General features: G+C 47.1%; 23 protein-coding genes. 16 read left to right on the top strand and 7 right to left on the bottom strand.

The genetic code is table 11. The features are described 5' to 3' along the window. The first annotated feature begins 9 nt into the window (after positions 1-9). A complete protein-coding gene (fabG, locus tag CMO31_06485; protein ID MAZ53647.1) occupies positions 10-759 on the top strand; it encodes a 3-oxoacyl-ACP reductase in 750 nt (249 codons plus the stop codon). Between the two features lie 69 nt (positions 760-828). Here fabG and msrA read toward each other — a convergent pair whose 3' ends face one another. From msrA to CMO31_06470, 3 genes are all read right to left on the bottom strand, one after another. Next, on the bottom strand, positions 829-1,374 hold the full coding sequence (gene msrA, locus CMO31_06480; protein MAZ53646.1) for a peptide-methionine (S)-S-oxide reductase: 546 nt from the start codon (positions 1,372-1,374) through the stop codon (positions 829-831). A gap of 92 nt (positions 1,375-1,466) precedes the next feature. After that, positions 1,467-2,192, bottom strand: a complete 726-nt coding sequence (locus tag CMO31_06475; protein MAZ53645.1) for a short-chain dehydrogenase — start codon at positions 2,190-2,192, stop codon at positions 1,467-1,469. A 107-nt stretch (positions 2,193-2,299) separates the two neighbouring features. Next, positions 2,300-2,983, bottom strand: coding sequence for a peptidase (locus tag CMO31_06470; protein MAZ53644.1), 684 nt, complete (start codon positions 2,981-2,983; stop codon positions 2,300-2,302). 504 nt (positions 2,984-3,487) lie between these two features. Between CMO31_06470 and CMO31_06465 the strand changes: the two genes are divergently transcribed. The 11 genes from CMO31_06465 (at position 3,488) to CMO31_06415 (ending at position 13,893) form a co-directional block, all read left to right on the top strand. Beyond that, positions 3,488-4,192, top strand: coding sequence for a cytochrome C biogenesis protein CcmH (locus tag CMO31_06465; GenBank protein ID MAZ53643.1), 705 nt, complete (start codon positions 3,488-3,490; stop codon positions 4,190-4,192). Next, positions 4,189-4,851: a heme ABC exporter ATP-binding protein CcmA gene (gene ccmA, locus CMO31_06460; GenBank protein MAZ53642.1), complete on the top strand. Its 663-nt coding sequence runs from the start codon at positions 4,189-4,191 to the stop codon at positions 4,849-4,851. The genes CMO31_06465 and ccmA overlap by 4 nt, the downstream gene beginning before the upstream one ends. Then, on the top strand, positions 4,844-5,527 hold the full coding sequence (locus CMO31_06455) for a cytochrome C biogenesis protein (protein MAZ53641.1): 684 nt from the start codon (positions 4,844-4,846) through the stop codon (positions 5,525-5,527). Before ccmA ends, CMO31_06455 begins: the two co-directional genes overlap by 8 nt. A gap of 41 nt (positions 5,528-5,568) precedes the next feature. Beyond that, positions 5,569-6,336, top strand: a complete 768-nt coding sequence (locus tag CMO31_06450) for a cytochrome C assembly protein (protein MAZ53640.1) — start codon at positions 5,569-5,571, stop codon at positions 6,334-6,336. 102 nt (positions 6,337-6,438) lie between these two features. Further along, entirely contained in the window at positions 6,439-6,867 is a 429-nt protein-coding gene (locus tag CMO31_06445) for a cytochrome c biogenesis protein CcmE (protein ID MAZ53639.1), read from the top strand. Between the two features lie 24 nt (positions 6,868-6,891). Next, positions 6,892-8,889 (top strand): cytochrome C biogenesis protein CcmF, encoded by a 1,998-nt coding sequence (locus CMO31_06440; GenBank protein MAZ53638.1) that lies wholly within the window; start codon positions 6,892-6,894, stop codon positions 8,887-8,889. Then, complete coding sequence (locus CMO31_06435; protein ID MAZ53637.1) at positions 8,886-9,425, top strand: hypothetical protein; 540 nt, start codon at positions 8,886-8,888, stop codon at positions 9,423-9,425. Before CMO31_06440 ends, CMO31_06435 begins: the two co-directional genes overlap by 4 nt. Beyond that, positions 9,422-9,919, top strand: coding sequence for a cytochrome C biogenesis protein CcmH (locus tag CMO31_06430; GenBank protein ID MAZ53636.1), 498 nt, complete (start codon positions 9,422-9,424; stop codon positions 9,917-9,919). Before CMO31_06435 ends, CMO31_06430 begins: the two co-directional genes overlap by 4 nt. After that, positions 9,916-11,400, top strand: a complete 1,485-nt coding sequence (locus CMO31_06425; protein ID MAZ53635.1) for a hypothetical protein — start codon at positions 9,916-9,918, stop codon at positions 11,398-11,400. The genes CMO31_06430 and CMO31_06425 overlap by 4 nt, the downstream gene beginning before the upstream one ends. Next, positions 11,397-11,996 carry a cytochrome complex iron-sulfur subunit gene (locus CMO31_06420; GenBank protein MAZ53634.1) on the top strand — a complete coding sequence of 200 codons (600 nt, stop codon included), beginning with the start codon at positions 11,397-11,399 and terminating at the stop codon, positions 11,994-11,996. The genes CMO31_06425 and CMO31_06420 overlap by 4 nt, the downstream gene beginning before the upstream one ends. 199 nt (positions 11,997-12,195) lie before the next feature. After that, positions 12,196-13,893: a hypothetical protein gene (locus CMO31_06415; protein ID MAZ53633.1), complete on the top strand. Its 1,698-nt coding sequence runs from the start codon at positions 12,196-12,198 to the stop codon at positions 13,891-13,893. A gap of 55 nt (positions 13,894-13,948) precedes the next feature. On the opposite strand, the gene CMO31_06410 is transcribed toward CMO31_06415, so the two are convergent. After that, positions 13,949-15,031 (bottom strand): hypothetical protein, encoded by a 1,083-nt coding sequence (locus tag CMO31_06410; protein MAZ53632.1) that lies wholly within the window; start codon positions 15,029-15,031, stop codon positions 13,949-13,951. A gap of 292 nt (positions 15,032-15,323) precedes the next feature. On the opposite strand from CMO31_06410, the gene CMO31_06405 reads away from it, so the two are divergent. The 3 genes from CMO31_06405 to tal all read left to right on the top strand — a co-directional run bounded on the left by CMO31_06405 (position 15,324) and on the right by tal (position 17,519). After that, entirely contained in the window at positions 15,324-15,506 is a 183-nt protein-coding gene (locus tag CMO31_06405) for a hypothetical protein (protein ID MAZ53631.1), read from the top strand. Then, on the top strand, positions 15,503-16,075 hold the full coding sequence (locus CMO31_06400; GenBank protein MAZ53630.1) for a 4-diphosphocytidyl-2C-methyl-D-erythritol synthase: 573 nt from the start codon (positions 15,503-15,505) through the stop codon (positions 16,073-16,075). Before CMO31_06405 ends, CMO31_06400 begins: the two co-directional genes overlap by 4 nt. 322 nt (positions 16,076-16,397) lie before the next feature. Further along, positions 16,398-17,519: a transaldolase gene (gene tal, locus CMO31_06395; protein ID MAZ53629.1), complete on the top strand. Its 1,122-nt coding sequence runs from the start codon at positions 16,398-16,400 to the stop codon at positions 17,517-17,519. A gap of 373 nt (positions 17,520-17,892) precedes the next feature. On the opposite strand, the gene CMO31_06390 is transcribed toward tal, so the two are convergent. Genes CMO31_06390 through CMO31_06380 form a run of 3 tightly spaced genes read right to left on the bottom strand, consistent with a single transcriptional unit; the run spans position 17,893 to position 20,552 of the window. Next, positions 17,893-18,636: a hypothetical protein gene (locus CMO31_06390; protein MAZ53628.1), complete on the bottom strand. Its 744-nt coding sequence runs from the start codon at positions 18,634-18,636 to the stop codon at positions 17,893-17,895. 13 nt (positions 18,637-18,649) lie between these two features. After that, positions 18,650-19,558: a protoheme IX farnesyltransferase gene (locus tag CMO31_06385; protein MAZ53627.1), complete on the bottom strand. Its 909-nt coding sequence runs from the start codon at positions 19,556-19,558 to the stop codon at positions 18,650-18,652. 1 nt (position 19,559) lies between these two features. Next, the gene (locus tag CMO31_06380) at positions 19,560-20,552 is read right to left on the bottom strand and encodes a cytochrome oxidase assembly protein (protein MAZ53626.1); all 993 of its coding nucleotides are present in this window, start codon (positions 20,550-20,552) and stop codon (positions 19,560-19,562) included. Between the two features lie 195 nt (positions 20,553-20,747). On the opposite strand from CMO31_06380, the gene CMO31_06375 reads away from it, so the two are divergent. Further along, on the top strand, positions 20,748-21,446 hold the full coding sequence (locus CMO31_06375) for a GlcNAc-PI de-N-acetylase (GenBank protein MAZ53625.1): 699 nt from the start codon (positions 20,748-20,750) through the stop codon (positions 21,444-21,446). Positions 21,447-21,474: the final 28 nt, after the last annotated feature.

The following is a 21,474-nucleotide window of genomic DNA, read 5'->3' as shown; positions in this document are numbered from 1 at the left end:
AGATCTGAAATGATGCAACTGACCGATAAAATCGCAATCGTCACTGGCGCAGGCAACGGCTTTGGCGCGGGCATTGCCCAGGCTTACGCCGCTGAGGGCGCCCGGGTCGTCCTGGCTGATTTAAATTTGAAAAACGCTCAAGCCGTGGCCGAAGACCTGGGCGCTGGGACCTCGACCTTCCAATGTGACGTTGCTGAAGGGCTTCAGGTTTCTGCCCTGGTAGAGCACTGTGTCTCTACCTTCGGGGTGCCTGACATAGTGGTCAACAACGCTGGTACAACCCATCCAAACGGTTCACTCCTAGAGGTGAGCGAGGCGACTTTCGACCGTATTTTTGCGGTTAATGTAAAGTCGATCTTTCATATGGCCCGGGCCGTCATCCCTCTTATGCGCCAACGGAAGTACGGGGTAATCCTCAACATCGCTTCCACCGCTGGCATGCGCCCACGACCAGGTCTGGTCTGGTATTCGGGCACTAAAGGTGCCGTCAACACTATCTCCAAGGGAATGGCCTTGGAACTAGCTGAGGACAACATACGCGTCAATGCCATCAGCCCAGTTATGGGAGAAACTGGACTCATAGCTGATTTTATGGGTCAGGACACACCGGAAAATCGAGCCAAGTTTAAAGCATCCATTCCATTGGGACGCTTTTCACAACCGCGGGATATTGCCAATGCGGCCATCTTTTTGGCTAGTGATGCTGCAGACCTTATAACCGGCATCGATTTTCCGGTGGATGGCGGAAGAACCGCCTAGATTAAAAATTAGTGCGTATCCGTCACGGAAGCATCAAAAAGAAAATAAACCGCCTCCTGAGCCAAGTGGTTAACGGTTCTTAAGGTACTCTAAATACTCCTTACGGAACTTAGATACCTTGGGAGCTATCACTACGCGACAGTAACCCTGATCCGGATTGTTAACAAAGTAGTCCTTGTGATACGCCTCTGCAGGGTAGAAATTATCAAGTGGCGTTACCTCGGTAACGACTGGATTTGACCACAGGCCCTGCTCCCCAACTTCACGCATAACGTCATAGGCCACCTTGGCCTCGGATTCATTACGAGTTAATATCACTGACCGATACTGGGACCCAACATCTCCACCTTGTCGGTTAAGGGTAGTAGGGTCGTGAATAACGAAAAAAATACGTACAAGATCGCTGAAGGTTATTTCCTTGGAATCAAACACAATCTGGACCACTTCGGCGTGACCCGTAGTTCCTGTGCAAACCTCTTTATAGGTCGGATTCTTCACGCTACCCCCGGCATAACCTGAAATAACACTTTCTACACCCCTCAGATCCTTGAAAATCTCCTCAAGGCACCAAAAGCATCCACCGCCGAGAGTAGCTATGTCAGTCGATAGCCCCATGGAGTCTCCAGTATTAGACATCGTGTTTTATAGTCTCCGTCCTCATACATGATTGCCATCTGGTCCAGTAGAACCCTAGGAATTTCACTAGTCTAACTGGTCCCAGGAGGGAAACTAGGGCGGACCTCGATTTTACTAGGTAAGTTACGAGAATTAGTAGAGAGAAGGTATACGACCATCTCACCCATGTCTTCTGGTTGCAACTTCCACTCATTGCCCTCAGTTGACTGCCGGCCACCCATAGAAGTAGCAACACTTCCAGGCATAATGGTTGAAACTCTAATACCGTAACGACGCAAGTCCAGCATAATAGCTTGACTGAATCCCGTGAGGCCAAATTTGGTTGCGTTGTAACCAGAAGCGCCAGCAAAAAAATTGGTACCAGCCAAACTGCTTACGGTAATGATAGTTCCACGAGTCTTTTTCAAATCCTCAACGGCAGCCTTGACGCTATAAAACACTCCCGTAAGATTAGTATCAATCATGGTGTGCCAGTCATCCGTGGAAAGAAGATCTACTGGAGCCATCATGCCTACACCAGCGTTTGCGATCAGCGCATCGAGCCCACCAAATGTGGTCACTGTTGCGGTAACCACATTTTGTTGTGCTTCAAAATCGCGAACATCACAAGTCAATGCCAGAACTGAACCCCCACCCCGAGCATTGAGTCCCGCTGCTGCTGCCTCCACTTCAGATTTAGACCGAGAAGTAATCGTAACATTCACGCCAGAATCTACAAGAGCTTCGGCTATACCAAAACCTATCCCCTTACTACCACCCGTTACTAGAGCTACTTTATTGGTCAAGTCTCGTCCCATACCCTAAATTACCACCTGGAACGAGATTCGCCGGCCACATAAACAAGATTGAAAAAATGTAAGGTTGATTCCCCTGCAAAGAAGTAGTTACCCTGGGACCTTCGTATCTAATCTCTCCTGCCCGAGAACATCATCACGTAGTAGAGGAGGGTTGCAACGGAGGCAGCTGCAGCAGCGACGTAAGTAAGTGCAGCAGCGTTAAGCACAGATTTTGAACCGTTTGCATCTCTTTGAGTTACCAACCCGAGATTATTCATTTGCCTGAGCGCTCTACGACTAGCATCGAACTCCACTGGTAGCGTTACAAGTTGGAAGAGAACTGCAGCTGCAAACAGTAATATACCGACCTGAGCCAAATTAGCAATATTGAGCACAAATCCCCCAATTAGCAGCCACGGACCAAACTGGGCTCCTATATTTGCAGGACGTACTAATGCACTACGGAACCTTAGCGGGCCATACGCTTCTGCATGCTGTATGGCATGCCCCACCTCATGCGCCGCAACCGCAGCACCAGCAACACTGGCCTGTTCGTAGTTAACAGCTGAGAGGCGAACTACACGCTTAAAAGGATCATAATGATCGGTTAAAACTCCCCGAACCTTCTCAACAGGTACTTCTTCAAGCCCATTACTGTCAAGAACGACCCGAGCAACCTCAGCCCCGGTAAGTCCAGCAGTATTCGCAATTTTACCCCACCGGTTGTACGTATTTTTGAGATACATTTGCACCAGTAGGGTTGCTACCATAGTCACAGCAAAAATAATCATGCTGCCTGTATCTATCATCATAAACACGCTTTCCCCCCTAGCTTTGGCGCGATATAAAAAGTAAAATCCGGCTTTGTTTGATTTTAGGCCCAAGAACTTTACCCAATTTGGCCAACTAGCCAAATAACGACACCTTTATGATTAATCTCGGACCAACCTGGCCGAACTCAAACTACATAATCCCATGGACAGCCCAAAAAAGCCACCACTCTATGTACAGTTGATAAACCCTTACTCTAGACCGATAGACCCCACATAGATACTGGAATATGACTCCCCCAAAACACTAAAATCATCGGGGCTCTATTTCTTACCGTATAGCCGTTACGTTCTCTGAGGCTCCGACCCGAACAATCTTCAATAACAACACTCTGCCTTTGCTTCGTTGTACTTTAAGCTTGGGGCGAATCCAACACAGGAGATTTGTATTGGAACAAGAAATGTCTAAGATCCACTCCTTTAATGATTTCTCGTCGGGCATAATGCCGTGATGGTAAGTATTGCTCGGTCAACCGTGGCATCCCCTTGATCCCTTCCTTGTCAATCGCATTTGCCGCGGGAATTTTGTCGTTCTTGTCACCCTGCGTCCTACCTTTAGTACCCTCCTACTTGGCGTACGTGGGAGGTAGCTCCCAGGCTCGACGAGTACTAATACTTCGTAATGCCCTGTTGTTCTCAACTGGATTCTCCATCATTTTTGTATCACTTGGGGCTTCGGCAAGTGTTTTTGGAGCGTTACTCCGAGCTAACCAAACTATCCTGTCAATAACGGGTGGCTTGTTAATGATTTTTTTCGGCTTGATCATGCTTGGCGTATTTCGATTCGCCTGGATCTATCGGGACACGCGACCTAGCGTCCCTAAAACAGCTGGAAACCCTTGGGGAGCAATGCTTCTGGGGATGGCGTTTGCAACAGGCTGGACCCCATGCATAGGACCAGTCTTAGGCGGAATACTAACCCTCGCCGCAACAGTGGGTACCCTTACTCAGGGAGTATTGTTGCTAGGTAGCTACGCACTGGGCTTAGCATTGCCATTTTTGCTGGCCGCCCTAATCATGGACCGCTTCATGCAATTATCAAAACAATTGCGCCGACGCATAGTTGCGTTGGAGCGGATCGCTGGTACATTACTGGTAGTTGCAGGGCTCTTAATGCTTAGTGGTAACTTTACCCGCCTGAACACTTTCCTCATAAGACTCACACCTGAATGGTTGATATCTAGGCTGTGACCTTACCCGCTGTCCAACTGAACTCCCTATATCGCAGCTATGGTCGCCAAAAAGTTTTGGTCAACATTAATTTGGTGGTCAATTCAGGACGGATCTTAAGAATTACTGGTGGGAACGGTGCAGGTAAAACCACTCTTCTAAGAATTCTCGCCACAGGACTCCAGCCAAGCAAAGGAACTGGACTTATATATGGTGCAAACCTAGTTGGCGAAGCGGACAAGGCCCGTAGACGCTTATTGTATTTGGGTTCTGCTAGTGGGAACAGTCCTATTCTAACTGCTCGTGAAAACCTTAGCTTTAGCGCAAAGGTCTACGGGGCCCCGATACCGGATATCAACCAGGTCTTAGAGGTGATTGGCCTCACAAAGTCAGCAGATCGTACCGTAAGGACCTTTTCCACAGGAATGAAAAAGCGACTGGGGATTGGCAGGCTCCTCCTCATCCCGGCTGACCTATGGTTATTAGACGAGCCGTATGCAGGCCTTGATCAGGAAGGCACGACGCTTGTCAATAATCTGCTCTTTGATGCGCTTGAAGATGGAAAAACGGTAATTTTTACTTCGCATGCTCTTGAGGATTCACCTTTTCCTAATGAAGCAACCTTGGAACTGGTCAACGGAAGGCTATGCACCCGAGATTCAAAGGTAAATCATGTCTGATTTCGCATTAGCTCTTGCCATAGCACGGAGGGATTTAATGCAAGAGTTTCGGAGCAAATCAATTATCATTGCCATGATTTTTTTCTCCTGCATCACGGTGCTAATACTTGCCTTCGCCCTCGGACCAGCGCCAGAAGACTTACATCGTGCAGCACCAGCCATGCTTTGGGTTGCCCTCACTTTCGCTGGTTTAATATCGGCAGCCCAGAGTTACCAAACCGAACTTATAGACGGCTCATTCGAGCAACTTCTGGTCTCACCGATCCCACGGTCAGTTATTTACATTGGCAAGTTGCTGGCTAACTGGTTAGAAATGCTTGTCCTGGGAGTTGTTCTTCTAGTGGTAATCTCTTTCCTATTTGACGTGAGTCTAAGAGGTAGCTGGTTATTAATGTTGCTTACTTTAGCTGTAGGATCGTTCGGCTTTTCACTCATCGCTACGTTTTATGCAGCTCTCACCACTAGGCTACCTGCCCGAGAACTGTTACTACCGGTACTAACCCTTCCGGTAATAGTTCCTATTCTTTTGGCAGCTGTGAGAGCGACTTCCGCAATATTTGGTTTAGGAGAAGGAAACCCTGATCTAGCAAGTTCTTGGGTACAATTGATACTGGGTTTTGACCTGATTTATCTTGTAGTATGCGTTGCTCTATTTCCCTTCATAATAGAGGAGTAATATTTTCTTTTGAGAACGGTTACGATTAAACCCATTTATATATGTCGACACCGTTAACTAGGGCATCTTACAGGAATCTAGGAGTTGCATTGAACATGATTATGAGACCAACGCCGTGGCTAAATATACTAGGTGCTTTAACTTTTATAGCGTTTGGTATCGGCATTTATCTTGCACTAGTTACGAGTCCTCCTGACGAAAACCAAGGTGATCTTATCCGAATAATGTATGCCCATGTTTCAGTGGCCTGGGTATGCTTTCTAGCAGTATTTTTGAGCGCATTTTTCGGATCGCTTTTCCTATGGAAACCAAGAATAGTGTACGACCTGTGGGCGACAGCTAGTGCTGAAGGGGCATTGCTTTTCGCCACCCTTACAATAGTTGGGGGCATGACGTATAGCAAGCCGACTCTAGGAGTCTTCTGGACTTGGGACGCAAAACTAACACTCACTGCTCTACTGCTAGCTTTACTAGTCGGGTATTTCGTTGTGAGGAGTTTAATTGAGGATAACCAGCGTCGTGGCCGGGTTGCGGCCGTCATAATGCTTGTAGTGCTGGTGAGCCTGCCATTCAACTATCTAGGTGCCGAGTGGTTTCGCACATTGCACCCCGCCAAGAGCATTAATCTTGACGGTTCAGGAGTCACCATGCAACCACTATTCTTACGAATCCTATTATTCAATACTGGTGTGGCGGCACTCAGCTTCTTGTATCTTTTGTTAGAGCGGGTACGCGTGGGTAGAATAGAAAAAAATCGCCACAAGGACAAAACGCTGAATGAAACTGATGGAGAGACCATACATGTCTAGCTGGGGATGGGTAATTATTGCCTGGTCACAGCTTGTCCTCGCCTACGGCGCCTACCTGCTTTATTTGCGGTGGCGGGGTAACCAACTTGAGAAGGATGACGATTGAAACGCACCGCCTACTACTTAATCGCAGCAGTAATTTTGGTTTCTGCTGGACTCATGATCTACCGAGTTCTGAACGAATCATTAGTTTACTTTGTACTTCCGAATGAGTATGCCCAAAGACCCAGCGAATACGCTGACCGCCGGATCCGCCTCGCAGGAATTGTGGAGAAAGGATCAGCTTCTTTTGATAGTAGTAACCTTCAGTTAATCTTTGTTGTAAGTGACGGTATCGAAAGCTACGAGGTGAACCATACTGGAAGTCCTCCCGATATGTTCAAAGAGAACGGTGGCGTAGTGATCGAGGGGAGTTTCCAAAATGGTGTGTTCATGAGTGATAATTTACTGGTCAAACACACGGAAGTGTATCAGGCGCCAGATGACGGACAACCGATCGACGTGGAAGCTTTAAAAGACTCGCTTAACTAAGAGCTTCCGAGGTGGTGATGTAATGTGCAGCTTTTTGAAATAAACCTAGGCCAGCTCGGTTCTGGAAGCACCTTACTAGCTACCGCCTTAGCTTTGTACGGTGCGATAGCAGGGATTTTCGGCTGCCTACGTCACGACGCACGCTTACAAACCTCGGCCCGCCTATCTGCTGTAGCCACCTTTCTAGCTACAACCCTTGCTATCGTACTTATGGAGGCTGCCCTACTCAGTGATGATTTTAGTGTCCAATACGTAGCTGAACAATCTAGGATAGCTTCCCCCGTATGGGTTAAAGTCGTCACACTCTGGGCAGCTCTCGAGGGTTCAGTATTACTCTGGGCTTGGCTACTTACACTCTACGGCGCGATACTTGCCGTAACGGCACCCTTAAATACTCTCCGGCCATGGGCCCTTGTAATTATGCAATTGGTACAGGTGTTCTTCCTTGGGGTAGTCGCAACCGCAGCAAACCCCTTCGTTGTACTAGCATTACCGCCTTTGGACGGTCCTGGCCCCAATCCCTTGCTCCAAAATCATTGGATGATGGCGATCCACCCGGTCCTGCTATACCTGGGATTCGTTGGCTTAACAGTCCCATTTGCCTATGCCATGGCAGCACTAATAGTACGAAATCCTGGTAGCGAATGGATGACGCAGACACGTCGCTGGACTCTTACAGGCTGGGGATTCTTGTCGGCAGGTGTTATTGCCGGGGGTTGGTGGAGTTACGAAGTACTTGGCTGGGGCGGATACTGGGCCTGGGATCCCGTCGAAAACGTGAGTTTACTCCCGTGGCTAACGGCCACCGCTTTCATCCACAGCGTGCAGGTGCAACAGCGCCGCCATATGCTGAAGGCCTGGAACGCACTATTAATTACGCTGACATTTGCACTGTCAATCCTCGGCACCTTCCTGATCCGATCTGGAATCATATCTTCGGTTCACGCATTTGGGGATGGACCAGTCGGCCCAATCTTCCTTGTTTTCTTTGTGGTTGTTGTAATTACCGCATTTGGGCTAATTGCTCTTCGATGGGATCAAGTTAGAGATCGGGCGGAACTTGATGCAACCGTAAGTCGCGAAAGTAGTATCTTGGCTGGCAATCTATTTTTCCTCGCTATCGCCTTTACAATCCTTTTGGGAACTTTGTTCCCACTTATCGTAGAAGCAATAAGTGGGAACAAAGTAACGGTAGGCGCACCCTTCTTTGATCAGGTCACTCTCCCTCTTTGGATGCTTGTGCTTTTTCTAATGGGCATAGGGCCGCTATTACCTTGGCGCCGTGCCAACAATCAAAAATTATGGACTAACTTAACTTGGCTTATAGGTGGCGGCCTTATTGTTGGGTTAATTGGATTCGCGCTAGGCCTCCGAGGTGTCTACCCACTGCTGACCCTAGGTTTGGCAGGGTACAACATTATTAGTCTCGTCTTATTGCTTTTGGGGGTGATCGTCCCACGAGCAAAAATATCTAAACAGCCCATCGTGGCTATCTTGCGCAGTTATCCGTTTGAAAATCGTCGACGCTTTGGCAGCATGATTGTGCACTTTGGCATAGTCGTAGTGTCCTTAGGGGTAATGGCTAGCTCAGCATTCCGTATCGATGAACAGGTCCGTTTAGACTTCGGCACCGCTGTACCTTTCCAGGCATATGAACTAATAGCTATCGACCACTTCATGAGACGGACCCCGAGGGGAATCAGTGCTGGTGCTGAGGTGTTAATTGAGCGTAACGGAAAAAGGTTAGCCACATTAAGACCACGATTGAATATGTTTGGCCAGAACTCCCAACTAGTGCCTTCACCAGCTGTGCTTTACAGGTTTCAGCACGACCTTTATCTAAGCATCGCTAGTACAATTGATCCTGATGCAGACTTTGTCGTAATCCGAGCTATACAGAGCCCACTAATTGCCTGGATTTGGGTCGGTGGCCTAATAGTGGTGTTAGGGACAGGCTTTGCTCTTTACCCAACAGGTGAAACGAGTAATCATCGCAAAAAATCGAGAAAGCTGAAACCATGACTCGTTGGTTATTTATCGTGGCAATCACGGGTGTTCTGAGTGCTCTATTCTTATTTGGGTTACTTCGAGGAAAGCCCGACCGCGAAATCGCCTCGAACCTTATCGGTAAGCACGCCCCGGACTTCACCCTTCCCTTACACAAAGGTTTTGCGGAAAACCTGGGTGAGAACTTTTCTTTAGCCGAGCATAAGGGCCAGCCAATGGTCATAAACTTCTGGGCTTCATGGTGCCCACCCTGTTTTCAAGAGGCACCCGCATTAGCAACGGCTTGGCGTAAGTACGGCACAGAAGTTCTATTTGTGGGAGTCCAAACACAGGACCCCGGTAGGCGTGACGAAGGACAGAAGTTTGTCGACCAGTTCGCCCTTGGGTTCCCTAACGTTTTTGACTCCCAAAGCAGCCTGAGTATCGATTATGGCTTGTTCGGAGTTCCTGAGACCTTTTTTGTAAATTCAGAAGGCTTAGTTATTTACCGACATACTGGCCCATTAAGTAAAATTACCCTTGATAATCAAATTGGAAAATTAGTCCGATGAGGCACCTCTCGAATTCTGTGCGGCAGGTTTTAGGCCTTTTGGCTGTAATTGGTGGATTGGCAATTGCAGACAGCGTGCAGTCCGAAGAAGCTAAATCTCGAATGGATTCTGTTAGGCAGCTCGAGCGGCAAGTGTTCGACATTGGGCGCAAGCTGCGTTGCCCAGTTTGCACAGCCGAATCCGTGGCGGAATCCTCTGTACAGATAGCAATAGAAATGCGATGGAAAATTCAAGAACAGCTAGAACAGGGGCTAGGTGAACAAGAAATACTCGCGTTTTTTCAATCTCGTTATGGCGACTGGATTTTGTTAGACCCCCCGAAACGGGGAGTACATCTGATGCTGTGGCTCCTACCAATTCTTGCTGCGCTATTAGGTTTAGTCTTTCTAGCGGTTTCCTTCCGTCGATGGCAAAACGTTGCTAAAAACTCTATTGAGCTTGATAACGCCAATCTCAATAGAGTACGAAAGGCTGTTGAGGAGGCTCGGAGATGACCGAAATCCTCCTGGTTTTGTTCACGGTAATTCTTACTGCTTACGTAGCCCTACCAATGATCTTTTCTAATCAATCCGACCCCTTACCGGATCTTCATGACCCTGTTCTCCAAGATCTTGAAGAGGAAAGGGATGCTCTTTTCCAAGCCATCTTAGAACTGGAATCTCGCGAAGATCTTCCTAAAAGCCAACGTGATGCCCTAAGAGCTCGTTACGAAGCAAAAGCTACTCTAGTCCTTCGGGCACTCGATACCCGAGAACATGACCTGGACGGATCGCAGACCTCTCGCCAAATAGCAGTCTCAAGTCGTCCCCCGGTAGTGCTGATAAGTTTGTTGGTATTTGTTGTAGCGAGCGCAGCCTCCCTAAGTTCGTTTGTGCTTCCCCGGGTAGGAAACTCTTCTATCACCACCTTCTTTGATAAAGACTTAGAAGCAAGTCGTACCATCAAGCAGTTACAACGAGCAGCAACCAAGAAACCTAATAACGAAAACCTCCTAGCGTTAGCTGATGCCTATTGGCAACTAGGTGAAGTTGTTGAGGCAGGAGAAATATATCAAAGGATAGTTAATGGTTCTCTGCCCGTACCAGCTATTGCATACCGCCGCCTTGGTTTCCTAACCCTCCAAACTAATCTAGAAGGCGCTACTGACCTATTAGAGTTATCAAGAGCCGTAGAACCCACGGACCTTAAAACCCTTTTCACGCTAGGAGAGCTCTACTACTCACTAGGACGATTAACCAAGGCCCGGCAAGCATGGCAGGAGTTTTTAATTCAATCAGGAGGAGAAGATGAGTCTGACATAAGTGCTCGTCTTGAAACACTAAGTGAGATTGAACCCCTTTATGCCACGGCTTTAAAAAACCCGAGTGAACGCAACCGACTAGCTTTGGCAGAAGCTCTCTGGAATCATGACAATGAGTTACTCGCAACCGAAACCTATTTCCAAATATTGGCTGAATCAAATCCTGACCAGCCACTTGCACTTAAGCGAGCTAGCCAATCTCTTTTCCTGTCAGGCAGACTTCAAGAAGCCGTTGTTCTGTTGGAACGCCTAACAACAATTGGTGAAGCTGACGCTGAAAGCCTACTAATGTTAGGTCACTGTTACTTCAACCTGCAAAACCTTGCCAAAGCTATAGAAACTTGGGAATCCTACCTAATAATCGCCATTGAATCTGGACCAGTCCCTGATCTTATTGCTAGGGCAGAGATGCTGCTCGAGGCGTCATCATTTTCAGGTCAGCAACTTTACGAAAGCCACTGCGCAACGTGTCATGGTTCATTTGGCCAGGGTGGTTCAGGAACCACCCTGGCCAACAACCCAAATGCCGAACGGAAAGCCAACGTGCGTGACATCATCCGGTTTGGCCGCAATCTTATGCCAGGATTCGACTTAAAGCTATCGGATTCAGACATTGAAACACTTGTCGATTACGTGGTTAATAGGGTTGCAAAGGGAGTTACGACCACTCCATGAGAAAAAAGAATGCTAGCAAAAACTTTGACGCTTTTAAGCCCAGCTCAGATAAACCGATCGATGAGAAAAGGCGGTGGTTTATTTCCTGGTTGTGGAGGCTCCCAGTCTTAGCTGCACTCTTAGGTGGAACCTACGGATTTTATCGGGCTTACAGAGTCCACTTCAATAAAGGCCGACCTGCAGAGCGCCCTCAATTTGATGAAGGTCCGGAAGTTCTTGTTTCCGACCTGTCAAATTTTGCAGAACCTTGGAGTGAACAGGGATTCACTTTTGATAATGTGCCATCTATCGCATTACGATTGACTACACTAGTTCCAGGTGGGATCAAAATTCAGGACGGGGTTTACCTAATCGCTTTCAGCCGCATCTGTACTCACCAAGGGTGCTTAGTAAATCTGAATCGGAATCTAGAATCCATAGCCGTAGCTTTTAACCAGAGGGTCTACAGCCCAGCATTAACCTGTGCATGCCATCTGAGTGTCTTTGACCCAGGGAAAGCAGGAAAGGTTTTAAGTGGCCCGGCCGTCCTCCCTTTACCTCGTATACGACTTGAGCTTCGCGGTAACGAAGTATGGGCAACAGGCCGAGAAACGTGAGCAGGAGTAGTATCCTACCTACATAGTCTCCTATTTTCTGCTTCGCGTAACCCCAAACTATTCGTTATTAACGAAATTACGGGTCAATCTCGTTTTGGTATTGATACTTGCCTTCATAACCCTAATCTGCTTCTCGATTACTACTTATGCCAAAGCCACGAACAACATCATAAGTAATGGACCGGGAAACAATTCAACAATGATTTTAGAACTTGTAGGACATGCAGAACGTCTTATACCCCTGGGCAATACCGATGTTTGGACCCATGATGGAGTCGCCTATCTGGGAACATCGGAAAGGCACTGTGGTACTGGTGAAGTAGATGATTCAGGAATTCAAATTTACAGTGTTGATGATCCTAAAAACCCCCAAAGAATTGGTGCTCTTCCTTCTGTAAAGGGTAGCCGAAGCAACGATGTAAAGGTGGCTGCCATGGTGGGCGGGGTGCGCCTAGTACATTCAAATGAGTCCTGTGAGCCAGGAGGGCCTGGCGGGTTCGAAGTTTACGATGTGTCCGATCCGCATCTACCCATACACTTAGCCCACGTGGAAACCAATTCAGTCAACAAGTTTTCCCGCACTAATGTCGGCGAAACTAATGTGGGAGTGCACAACTTGTATCTTTTCCACCGTGAAGGAAGTGACTACGTTGCTTCACAAGTCAATACAACTATTGGATCTTTCCAAATTTTCGACATTAGCAACCCTAGTAATGTCAATCGAATCGGTTATTTCGGTGCTGAAGCATTACGTTGGCCATATGTAAATTGGGAAACAACTAGTGATCTGGAATTTATAAATGAGGTAGAAAGTTATCTAGCGGGAGGTTTTGGGCAAATGCGAGGCCGAAACCTGCACGACCTTTACGTTACACCTGATGGGAAACTTGCTTACCTAGCTCACTGGGATGCTGGCCTGATTCTCTTGGACCTCGCAGACCTCTCTCAGCCACAAGTACTATCAGTGGCACTTGAACTAGACAGTGGCCACGGCGAAGTCAACAGTCATTCGGTGTGGCCGACTGACGATGGCCGGATCGTAGTTGAGGGAGCAGAAGACTTTAATTCCCACGGCACAGAAGTCACAATTATGAATACGGAAGAAGCTCAATCATACCCAGCTGTAGAGGGGACGTTCACTCGGCGCATAAAAACACTTCCAGAAGAGTCATTGTCAGGACCAACCGTCTACCTTGGCCTTGGTTGTGATTCTATGAGCAAACCAACTAGTAAGGGGCAAGTAGCCCTAATTCTACGAGGTGAATGTTCCTTTTCCTCAAAACTAGACCAGGCGCTGAACCTTGGATACACTGCCGCAGTCGTATTCAACCATCAAACTGGTGGTGCCGAAACAATCACAATGGGGGCTAGAAACCAAGTTAATCTACCTGCAGTCTTTGTAAATCACGGAGCAGGCCTTGCTCTCGGTGGAGTCAAACATATTAACCAACTAACTCCGGGTACTACTGGGGCCACTATACGAGTTAAGACAGCCCCTAACGGTTGGGGGGGTGTAAGGATTTGGGATTACACTGATCCAAGGGTTCCTATTCTAGCTTCGACATTCAACACCGAGTGCAGTGCTAATCCTGACACAAATACTTGTGCACGAGGTATCCTCTCAAGTCATAACGTAATCGTCGAAGATAACCTAGCTTATATCTCGTGGTATGCCGAAGGTCTCGTAGTTTTAGATATTAGCAATCCCTACAAACCAGTAGAGATTAGCCGATATCGGACCAGCGGGCCCTCTTTTCGGTTGAGCAACGGTGGCGACCAGGATATCTGGGGCGTACACAAAGTCCCGGGAGAGCCTTGGATTTACATTTCAGACCGTAACGGAGGTATGTACGTGTTAGAAATTGTGATAGTGGCATCAGAACAACCTAAACCCTAGTGGAGCCACAGATACCCTTCATTAAATGTTGATCAGGAACCCGCACCAGTTTTGATTACTCAAAAGCTTTTCTTAGCATGCCGCCCTTTTTCCCACGTAAAAAAGCAAGAACCTCACTTACAACGCTAACCGCAATTTCCTCTGGGCCCTCAGCGCCGATAGCTAGTCCAATAGGGTTATAAACCTTATCTAACTGCTCTTTAGTCGGCACAAACCCTTGACCTTTGAGCTCTTCTAAGAGTTTGTGAAACCTATGACTGGGTCCTAGTACGCCAACATAAGGCGCTCTCGATTGCAAGGCGAAGCGAAGAGCATGACGATCCCGCTCATAATGATGATTCATAATGACAACTGCAGTGTTGCAACCGAAGTTTAGTTGCTCCTGGTAAGCAACTGGGTGAATTTGGATGAGAGTTGCACCCGGGAAACGGTCCTGACTCAAGAAGTCCTGACGAGGGTCAACAACCGTAACTTGGAAACCACAGCGTCTCGCCAAGTTTGCCACTGGTTGGGCATCTAATCCCGCCCCAAACAAAGTAAATTCTGGAGGCGGTAGGGTAACGTCTAACAACATCTCAACACCATTTATGTTTACCGATTTAGTTTCTGGATTTCTCTGAGAAAGAAGGTCTTCGGCAGTCTTCATTGCGAATTTTTTGAGGATAGGATCAACGAGACTTCCAACAGGCACCTCCCCATCAACAATGATAAGGTCCTCTCCTAGTACAACATCCTGGCGTTCTGAGGAAATTATCAGAACCCGCACAACGGGAAGCCGAGCAATAACTGCAGTACTCCAAAACTCAAAGACATTGTTTAGGCCAAGCTCTTCTATGACGATGTCGATTACGCCACCACATCCAGAACCAAGGCCAAAAATTTCATCTTCTCGAAGATCAAAACTTTCACGCTGAACCTGCCCTTCCCTAAAGACCTCCCGAGCAATTGCCGCAACTTCTCCCTCTAGACAACCACCTGAAATGAGTCCTAAGGGTGGCCTTTCGTCAAAAATAATTAACTTGGCACCCTCGTGGCGATACGCGGAACCTTCAACAGCCACTACTGTAGCCATCGCAACCTTATACCCTTCATCTACCGCTTCTTTTGCCTGCTCAATCAATCTAAACGTTTCGATCATATGAACTCCCGATGCAAACCTCCGCTAACAAGTCTAGTCCAAAGAGTAACCCTCAAAAGCATGCTACTACCGGAGGCGTCTGTAAATGATCATATTAAGAACCAATTTATTGATAATTTCCCAGAAATATTTATATTTATCCATCTTCACCAAAGTGTTCAGATTTTCCATCGACTTATATATACTAACTAATTGCCAGCCAGTACTGGAGACAAAAGAATATCGTGGATCCATCGACTGCAGTGAGTAACAGGCTAAGACGGTAGGATTCTGGAGGCTTTTTCGTTTTATTATGAAAACCATTAAACACCAGGACACTAAACGTGTACGGCTGAACCCCCTTGCTAGAAACCTAGGGCACCTTTCAATAACTACTAGCATTAATACTGTTGTTCCATTCAGCTATATGTACATTTCAACCTATGATTTTGAAAACATGCCAATCTTTAAAAATTGCCTTGCGGAGGACCGATGATTACTGCTGTGGTAATGGCTGGAGGGAAAAGCAGGCGGATGGGACAACCAAAGCTTTTGCTTGAGCACCGTGGAAAAACATTGCTAGCGAACGCAATACAGCGGGCTTCCTGCGTAACTAATCAAGTGTTAACTGTAGTTGGTGCTTATGGTGATATTTACCGACGAGAGGCTGAATGTTCTGGGGCTATTGTTGTGGAAAATCCGAATTGGACCGAGGGCTTGTCCTCATCCCTCCGGACAGCTGTAAGAAACCTAGAACCAGAAGTTGAGGCAATCCTTGTGATCTTGCCTGATCAACCTTTTGTCCCAACTAGCCACCTTAGATCCCTTCTAAAAACCCATAAAACAAATGGAGCTCCACTTGTGCTCTCTTGCTATCAGGGCGTCCGTGGGGCTCCCGCGGTTATAGCCCGCCCCTACTTTTCTGCTCTCCTAGAATTACGGGGAGAGAATGGAGCTAAATCTCTCGATAGACCAGAAAAACCGGTTACTGCCGTAAAACTTGAAAATGGGTGGGATGTAGACACTATGGAGGACGCTAAACTATTACAGGATTATGAGACCTAGGGCTACCTCTTCTGAACATGAAGTAGGACGAAGTCAAAGTTATAGGTGCAAAATAAAGATCTCCACGAAAGACGTAATCCCGATCTTTTATGTATGCCAATAGCCTTCAAATACGCAATTATTTGAGATTTAGATTATACCAACTCGACATCTAAATCACCACTTTCTGCTCTCAAAATATTCGAACAGTTTATATTTGAGACAAGTCCTTGGTGTATCTGTAACGCACCTCGGTCGCCACAGCCGGTATTGTATGGAGTAACATGTCGCCAGCTGGGCAAATTAGCCCCAAATCGACATTGGTAACGAGGGAGAATATTAAATGAACCCACTAAAGGCTCTACAGACCTACGGACAATCCGTGTACATGGATGAAATCCGCAGGAGCATGCTTACTGATGGCTTTCTGCAAACCCTAATCGATCGTGACGGCTTGCGTGGTGTTACTTCAAACCCAGCAATCTTCCAAACGGCAATTGCCGAAACTAATGACTACGACGATGCTATCGCTAAACGGGTTAAGGATGGAATGAAAGTAATAGATATATATGAAGACCTTGTCGTTGAGGACATTCAAGTAGCTGCGGATCTTTTTCGCCCCACCTACGACGCCAGTGGTGGCCGCTTTGGTTACGTAAGCTTAGAGGTAAACCCGCACCTAGCCCACGACACTGAAGGCACTATCCGCGAAGCACGTCATCTCTGGACCAGGCTAGCGAGGCCAAATGTTTTCATAAAAGTTCCGGGTACAGCTGCAGGGTTACCTGCCATAACTAGCCTCATAAAAGAGGGTATTAACGTGAATGTGACTCTGCTTTTCGGCCTACCGCGTTATCGCGAGGTTGCTGAGGCATACGTAGCTGGCTTGGAACAAAGGCACGCAGCAGGACATTCTGTCGAAAAGGTTGCATCGGTAGCAAGTTTCTTTTTAAGCCGCATTGATGTGCTGCTAGACCCCATGCTTGAGAAAGCTGCTCAACAAAATAGTATGTCTGCCAAAGATATCCTTGCCTTAAGAGGAACAATCGCAATTGCTAGCGCCAAGGAAGCGTACCAAATATACAAGGAAGTTTTTAGCACCAAAAAGTTCAGCTCCCTTGCTAATGCTGGAGCAGCAACACAACGCTTACTTTGGGCCTCAACAAGTACTAAAAATCCCGATTACGCAGACGTAATGTACATCGAACCGCTAATTGGTCAGGACACAGTTAATACTCTTCCAGTAAACACCCTTGATGCGTACAGGGATCATGGTGAGCCTGCGGATAGGATGGAAACGGGTATTGATGACTCACGCAAAGCCTTAGCTACACTTCCAGGGCTAGGTATAAATCTTGACGAATGCACCCAGCAACTCGAGGACGAAGGCGTGGCGAAGTTCATCTCTCCTTTCGACAGCTTAATGGGCACTCTAGCTGAAGCGGTGAACAAAGCAGCGGGATAAATGACCCTACCTGATTCAGGACTTAGGGTGAGGAGATGGCACTAGAAGAACGTTATTAAGAACCGAACGCATAAACTTTGACACAAAGTTATCTTCTAGATCGTAAGGTCGCTATTTTCACAGGATCCGTAACCTACGGTAGGTCGTTACGAATTTACCTGATTATGTTTTACATTTGGTAACAGGTTTTCGGCCAGATCGGTGGCGGTCCAGGGCAATAGATCAATTCGTAGGACTTCTTGTTCTCTCACTACTTTGGACGAGGCTTTGGGGATCAAAACAAGCTAGGTCCAGGACGTCACTAATACCTGTGTAGAAACTCGTACTCACTTTTCCCACCCTAACAACCAAATAACCTCTAATACTGAAGTTTCTAGGTCTTCCGGATCAACACCCCATAACCCACTAATACGATCAAAGAAAAAGCAAACCACTGAATCGCGTATCCGAGATGCGGACCATTAGTTAATTCTGGCTCTTTAGGTGGCAGAGGCAACATTTTTTGGGGTGGATCCTGAGTAGCCATCTCTAGGTAAAGGGGCTCTAAATCGTAAGAGAGTTGTTTCTCAATCCGCGACAAATCAACCCAAAACACCGCCTCAAGTTCACCTTCAGGAGGATCACGCGCTGAAAACCGTCCACGTGGTATCTGACCGGGCATGAGGGTACCAATAACATTTACCCTGTCTATGGGTGGAAAAGCTCGTTCAAGCACGGTGTCGTCTAGTTCGTACGGGACCCAACCACGATCTACAAGAAGGGCTTGTCCCGACCTCATGAGTAAAGGGGTAAGAACGTGCCACCCCGGTTCTCCATCCCGTGAACGAGACCGGAGAAGAACTTCATTTTCTGAGTCAAAGTAACCGGTAACCACAGTACGACGGTAGGTAGCTGCTCCAGAATCAACCGGTAAGGCGCCAAGATCATAGCGATCTAGAATCACCTCGTATAACTCAGGTTCGGCTGCAATGCGTGAAACAATCAAATTGTTCCGGGTTAGTACCTGATTGTGCCGCCTCAGCTGCCATAATCCCAAGTTGACAAACAAAATCACCACGAGTGTCACAACCAAGTGCAGAACAATCCAACGAAAAGAGAGAAGGAAACGATACGACATAACAGCAACCCAGTTAAACTGGAAGTAGAATCCGGTCTAAGGACATAGTTAAAAAGATTAGGGCTAGATAGATCATAGAATACTTGTAAACGGGAAGAGCTATAGCCCTGTCAATCTTAGTACCAAGCTTGGCCTGACGCCAAAGCCTAACTATACGATGAACAAGTAAAACGTTTAACAACAAAGTTATAGCCAAGTATGCCCAGGTTAATTCACCAAGAACAAACGGAATAATTGTCAGGATAATCGTCAGCACGGTGTAGATCATCATCTGGAGAACCGTTGCCCGCACACCAATAACGGAAGGAGCCATAGGTACTCCAACTGCTGTGTAGTCGTCATTAATCATAAGTGCAAGCGCCCAGAAATGAACTGGGGTCCAAACAAAAATTAGCGCAAAAAGGCACCAGGCTAACAGGCTAAGCTCACCCGTGACGGCAGCCCAGCCGACTAACGGTGGTATTGAGCCAGCAGCTCCACCAATAACTATGTTTTGCCAAGTACTCCTTTTTAGCCAAATAGTGTATACGACTACGTAAAAAGCAATTCCGGACCAGGAAAGGATCGCAGCTAGTAGATTTGTTGATAAGGCAATCAATATAAAAGAAACAACCGTTAAGATTATCGCGAAAACCAGTGCATTAAAAATTGGAACCATTTCTGTGACGGTTGGCCTCAAGGACGTCCGCTTCATACCTGCATCAATATCGCGATCGTAAATCATATTGTAGACCCCTGCTGCACCGGCCGACATATAACCGCCTATCAACAACCCTACAAGGGGTAACCAACCTGGAAATCCCCGGGCTGCAATAAACATTGCACCTACGGTCGTAAAAAGCAGGAGACTAATGACCCTAGGCTTAGTTAAAGTAATATAGTCTCGCCAATTAGCTCTAGTTAGCGGAGCCTTGGGACACATCTCAGACACGCTTCTCTGTCTTCGCCCACTTGCCAAGGCCGACAACTGCCTTGTTTGCGGGAAACCCCAACTCGACAATAAAAACTGCTGAAAGGAGTGCAAACGCCAGAATAGCAAATGTAAGATGCAAAAGCTGAAGTATTACCGGCGCTAACAGAGTGACGTTAACAGCACCAATGACAAGTTGCACGACGTATACGGCACATAGATATTGCACTAAACGAAGTGCTTGGGAAACTGGTTTGATCCGCCACGCAAGTCCCAAACTCAAAAATAGGTAGATGCCAACCCCAACTGCTATAACTGGATGCAGGATACGCAACCTAATAAGTGGGTGAGAGGAAGCCGTGAAATCAGCTGCTAATCCCTCTGCCAGAGATTCAGTAGGAAACATAGTGTTCCCCATGGCGGCAATACCACCACTAAACATGAGAATGAACATCCCTATAAGACCTAAACCTATGACCGAAGCCAAAACCCCTTGTCGTTTTATGCCAAGGGGCCAAATTGGTGATTTTTCTTGAGCATACAGAATAGTCCCAGTTAGAGCTCCTATTAATAAGAGTGAATTAACTAGGTGCGAAGCCACCATGATCCCTCGGGCCACGGTGGTATTATCACCGGTAAGACCAAGAAGCACTGTTACGCCCCCAAGCAATGCTTCGAAAATTAAAAACACAAAAGCTATCGTTGCAAATACGAATAAACCAGGTCGACTATGACGCCATTTCCAAGTCTTCACAAGCAGTAGCACTCCGAGCACAAGCACTAGTAGTGAAAGTATCCTGTGACTATACTCCATAAGAGTTTCGGCGCTCCCGGTTAATGGGATTACATTGCCATTACAGGTAGGCCAATGGCTTCCACAGCCAGCACCAGAACCGGTCGCCCGCACAAGAGCTCCCTGGAGCATCACCAAAGTAGTAGCAACAATAACAACCCACGCTAGGGGTGAAATTGAAATGAGACGGGAAACCTTCATCGTTTGCACCATCGCAACGTCAAAATTACAACCAATTACGAGGAAGCCAGAATTAACCGGACAGATTATTCGCCTGGCACCTTAACCTAAGGTTGCGGGGCAATCGTACCACCCCTGATTGGAAGTGTTAGTTAGTATGCTTTTGGCTTAATACAAGTCATCTGTTTACAATCCCTGGTTTTTTAGACAATGTAAACTGGTCAAACAATGAATATTTTAGCAGTTTTTTCTCATCCAGATGACGAGCTATCCTGCATCGGCACTCTCGCCAAGCATGCAAAAAGGGGCGACAATGTGGCCTTGATCTGGACAACACACGGAGAAATGGCTAGCCAGTTCGTTAACCACACCGACCCCGAAGTCCGTAAAATTCGTCATGAACATGGACACTGGGTAGCGGAAAAGATCGGCGGTGCTGGTCATTTTTTCGACATGGGTGATTCCCGAATGACAGGTGCTCGAGAAGAAGCCCTTCAGATTGCACGGTTTTATTCTTCTTTCAAACCTGATGCGATCATCACTTGGAGTGACGATCATCCTCATCCTGATCACCGCATGACTGCCAAAATAGCTTTCGACGCAATTACCCTTGCCCGAATTCCAAAGATCTTGAATGAGGGAGTACCAGAAGAAGAGAAGTTTTCACCTCACCGCAAACCTGTCCAATTTTTTCAATACCCTTCCTCGGAATCAAAACGTCCCTACGTGCACGTTAATATCGAAGATGAAGTCGAACTTGTGGGTGAACTGTTCCAGTTCTATCAAGAGTTTTATAAGTGGCCATCTTCTAAGGAACAATTTTTGCAAAGAGCATCTTTACAAGGCCGTGAATCGGGTGTGAAATTCGCCGAAAAGTTCCAGCGACGAGCAAGATTTGGCCCTGCGGTCGACTACCTGGAAATTTAATACCAAATTAACGACCTATACAAGGGTA

Source organism: Trueperaceae bacterium, assembly GCA_002707365.1.
GTDB lineage: Bacteria > Deinococcota > Deinococci > Deinococcales > Trueperaceae > UBA6957.
This window is presented reverse-complemented; position numbering and strand designations above follow the sequence as displayed.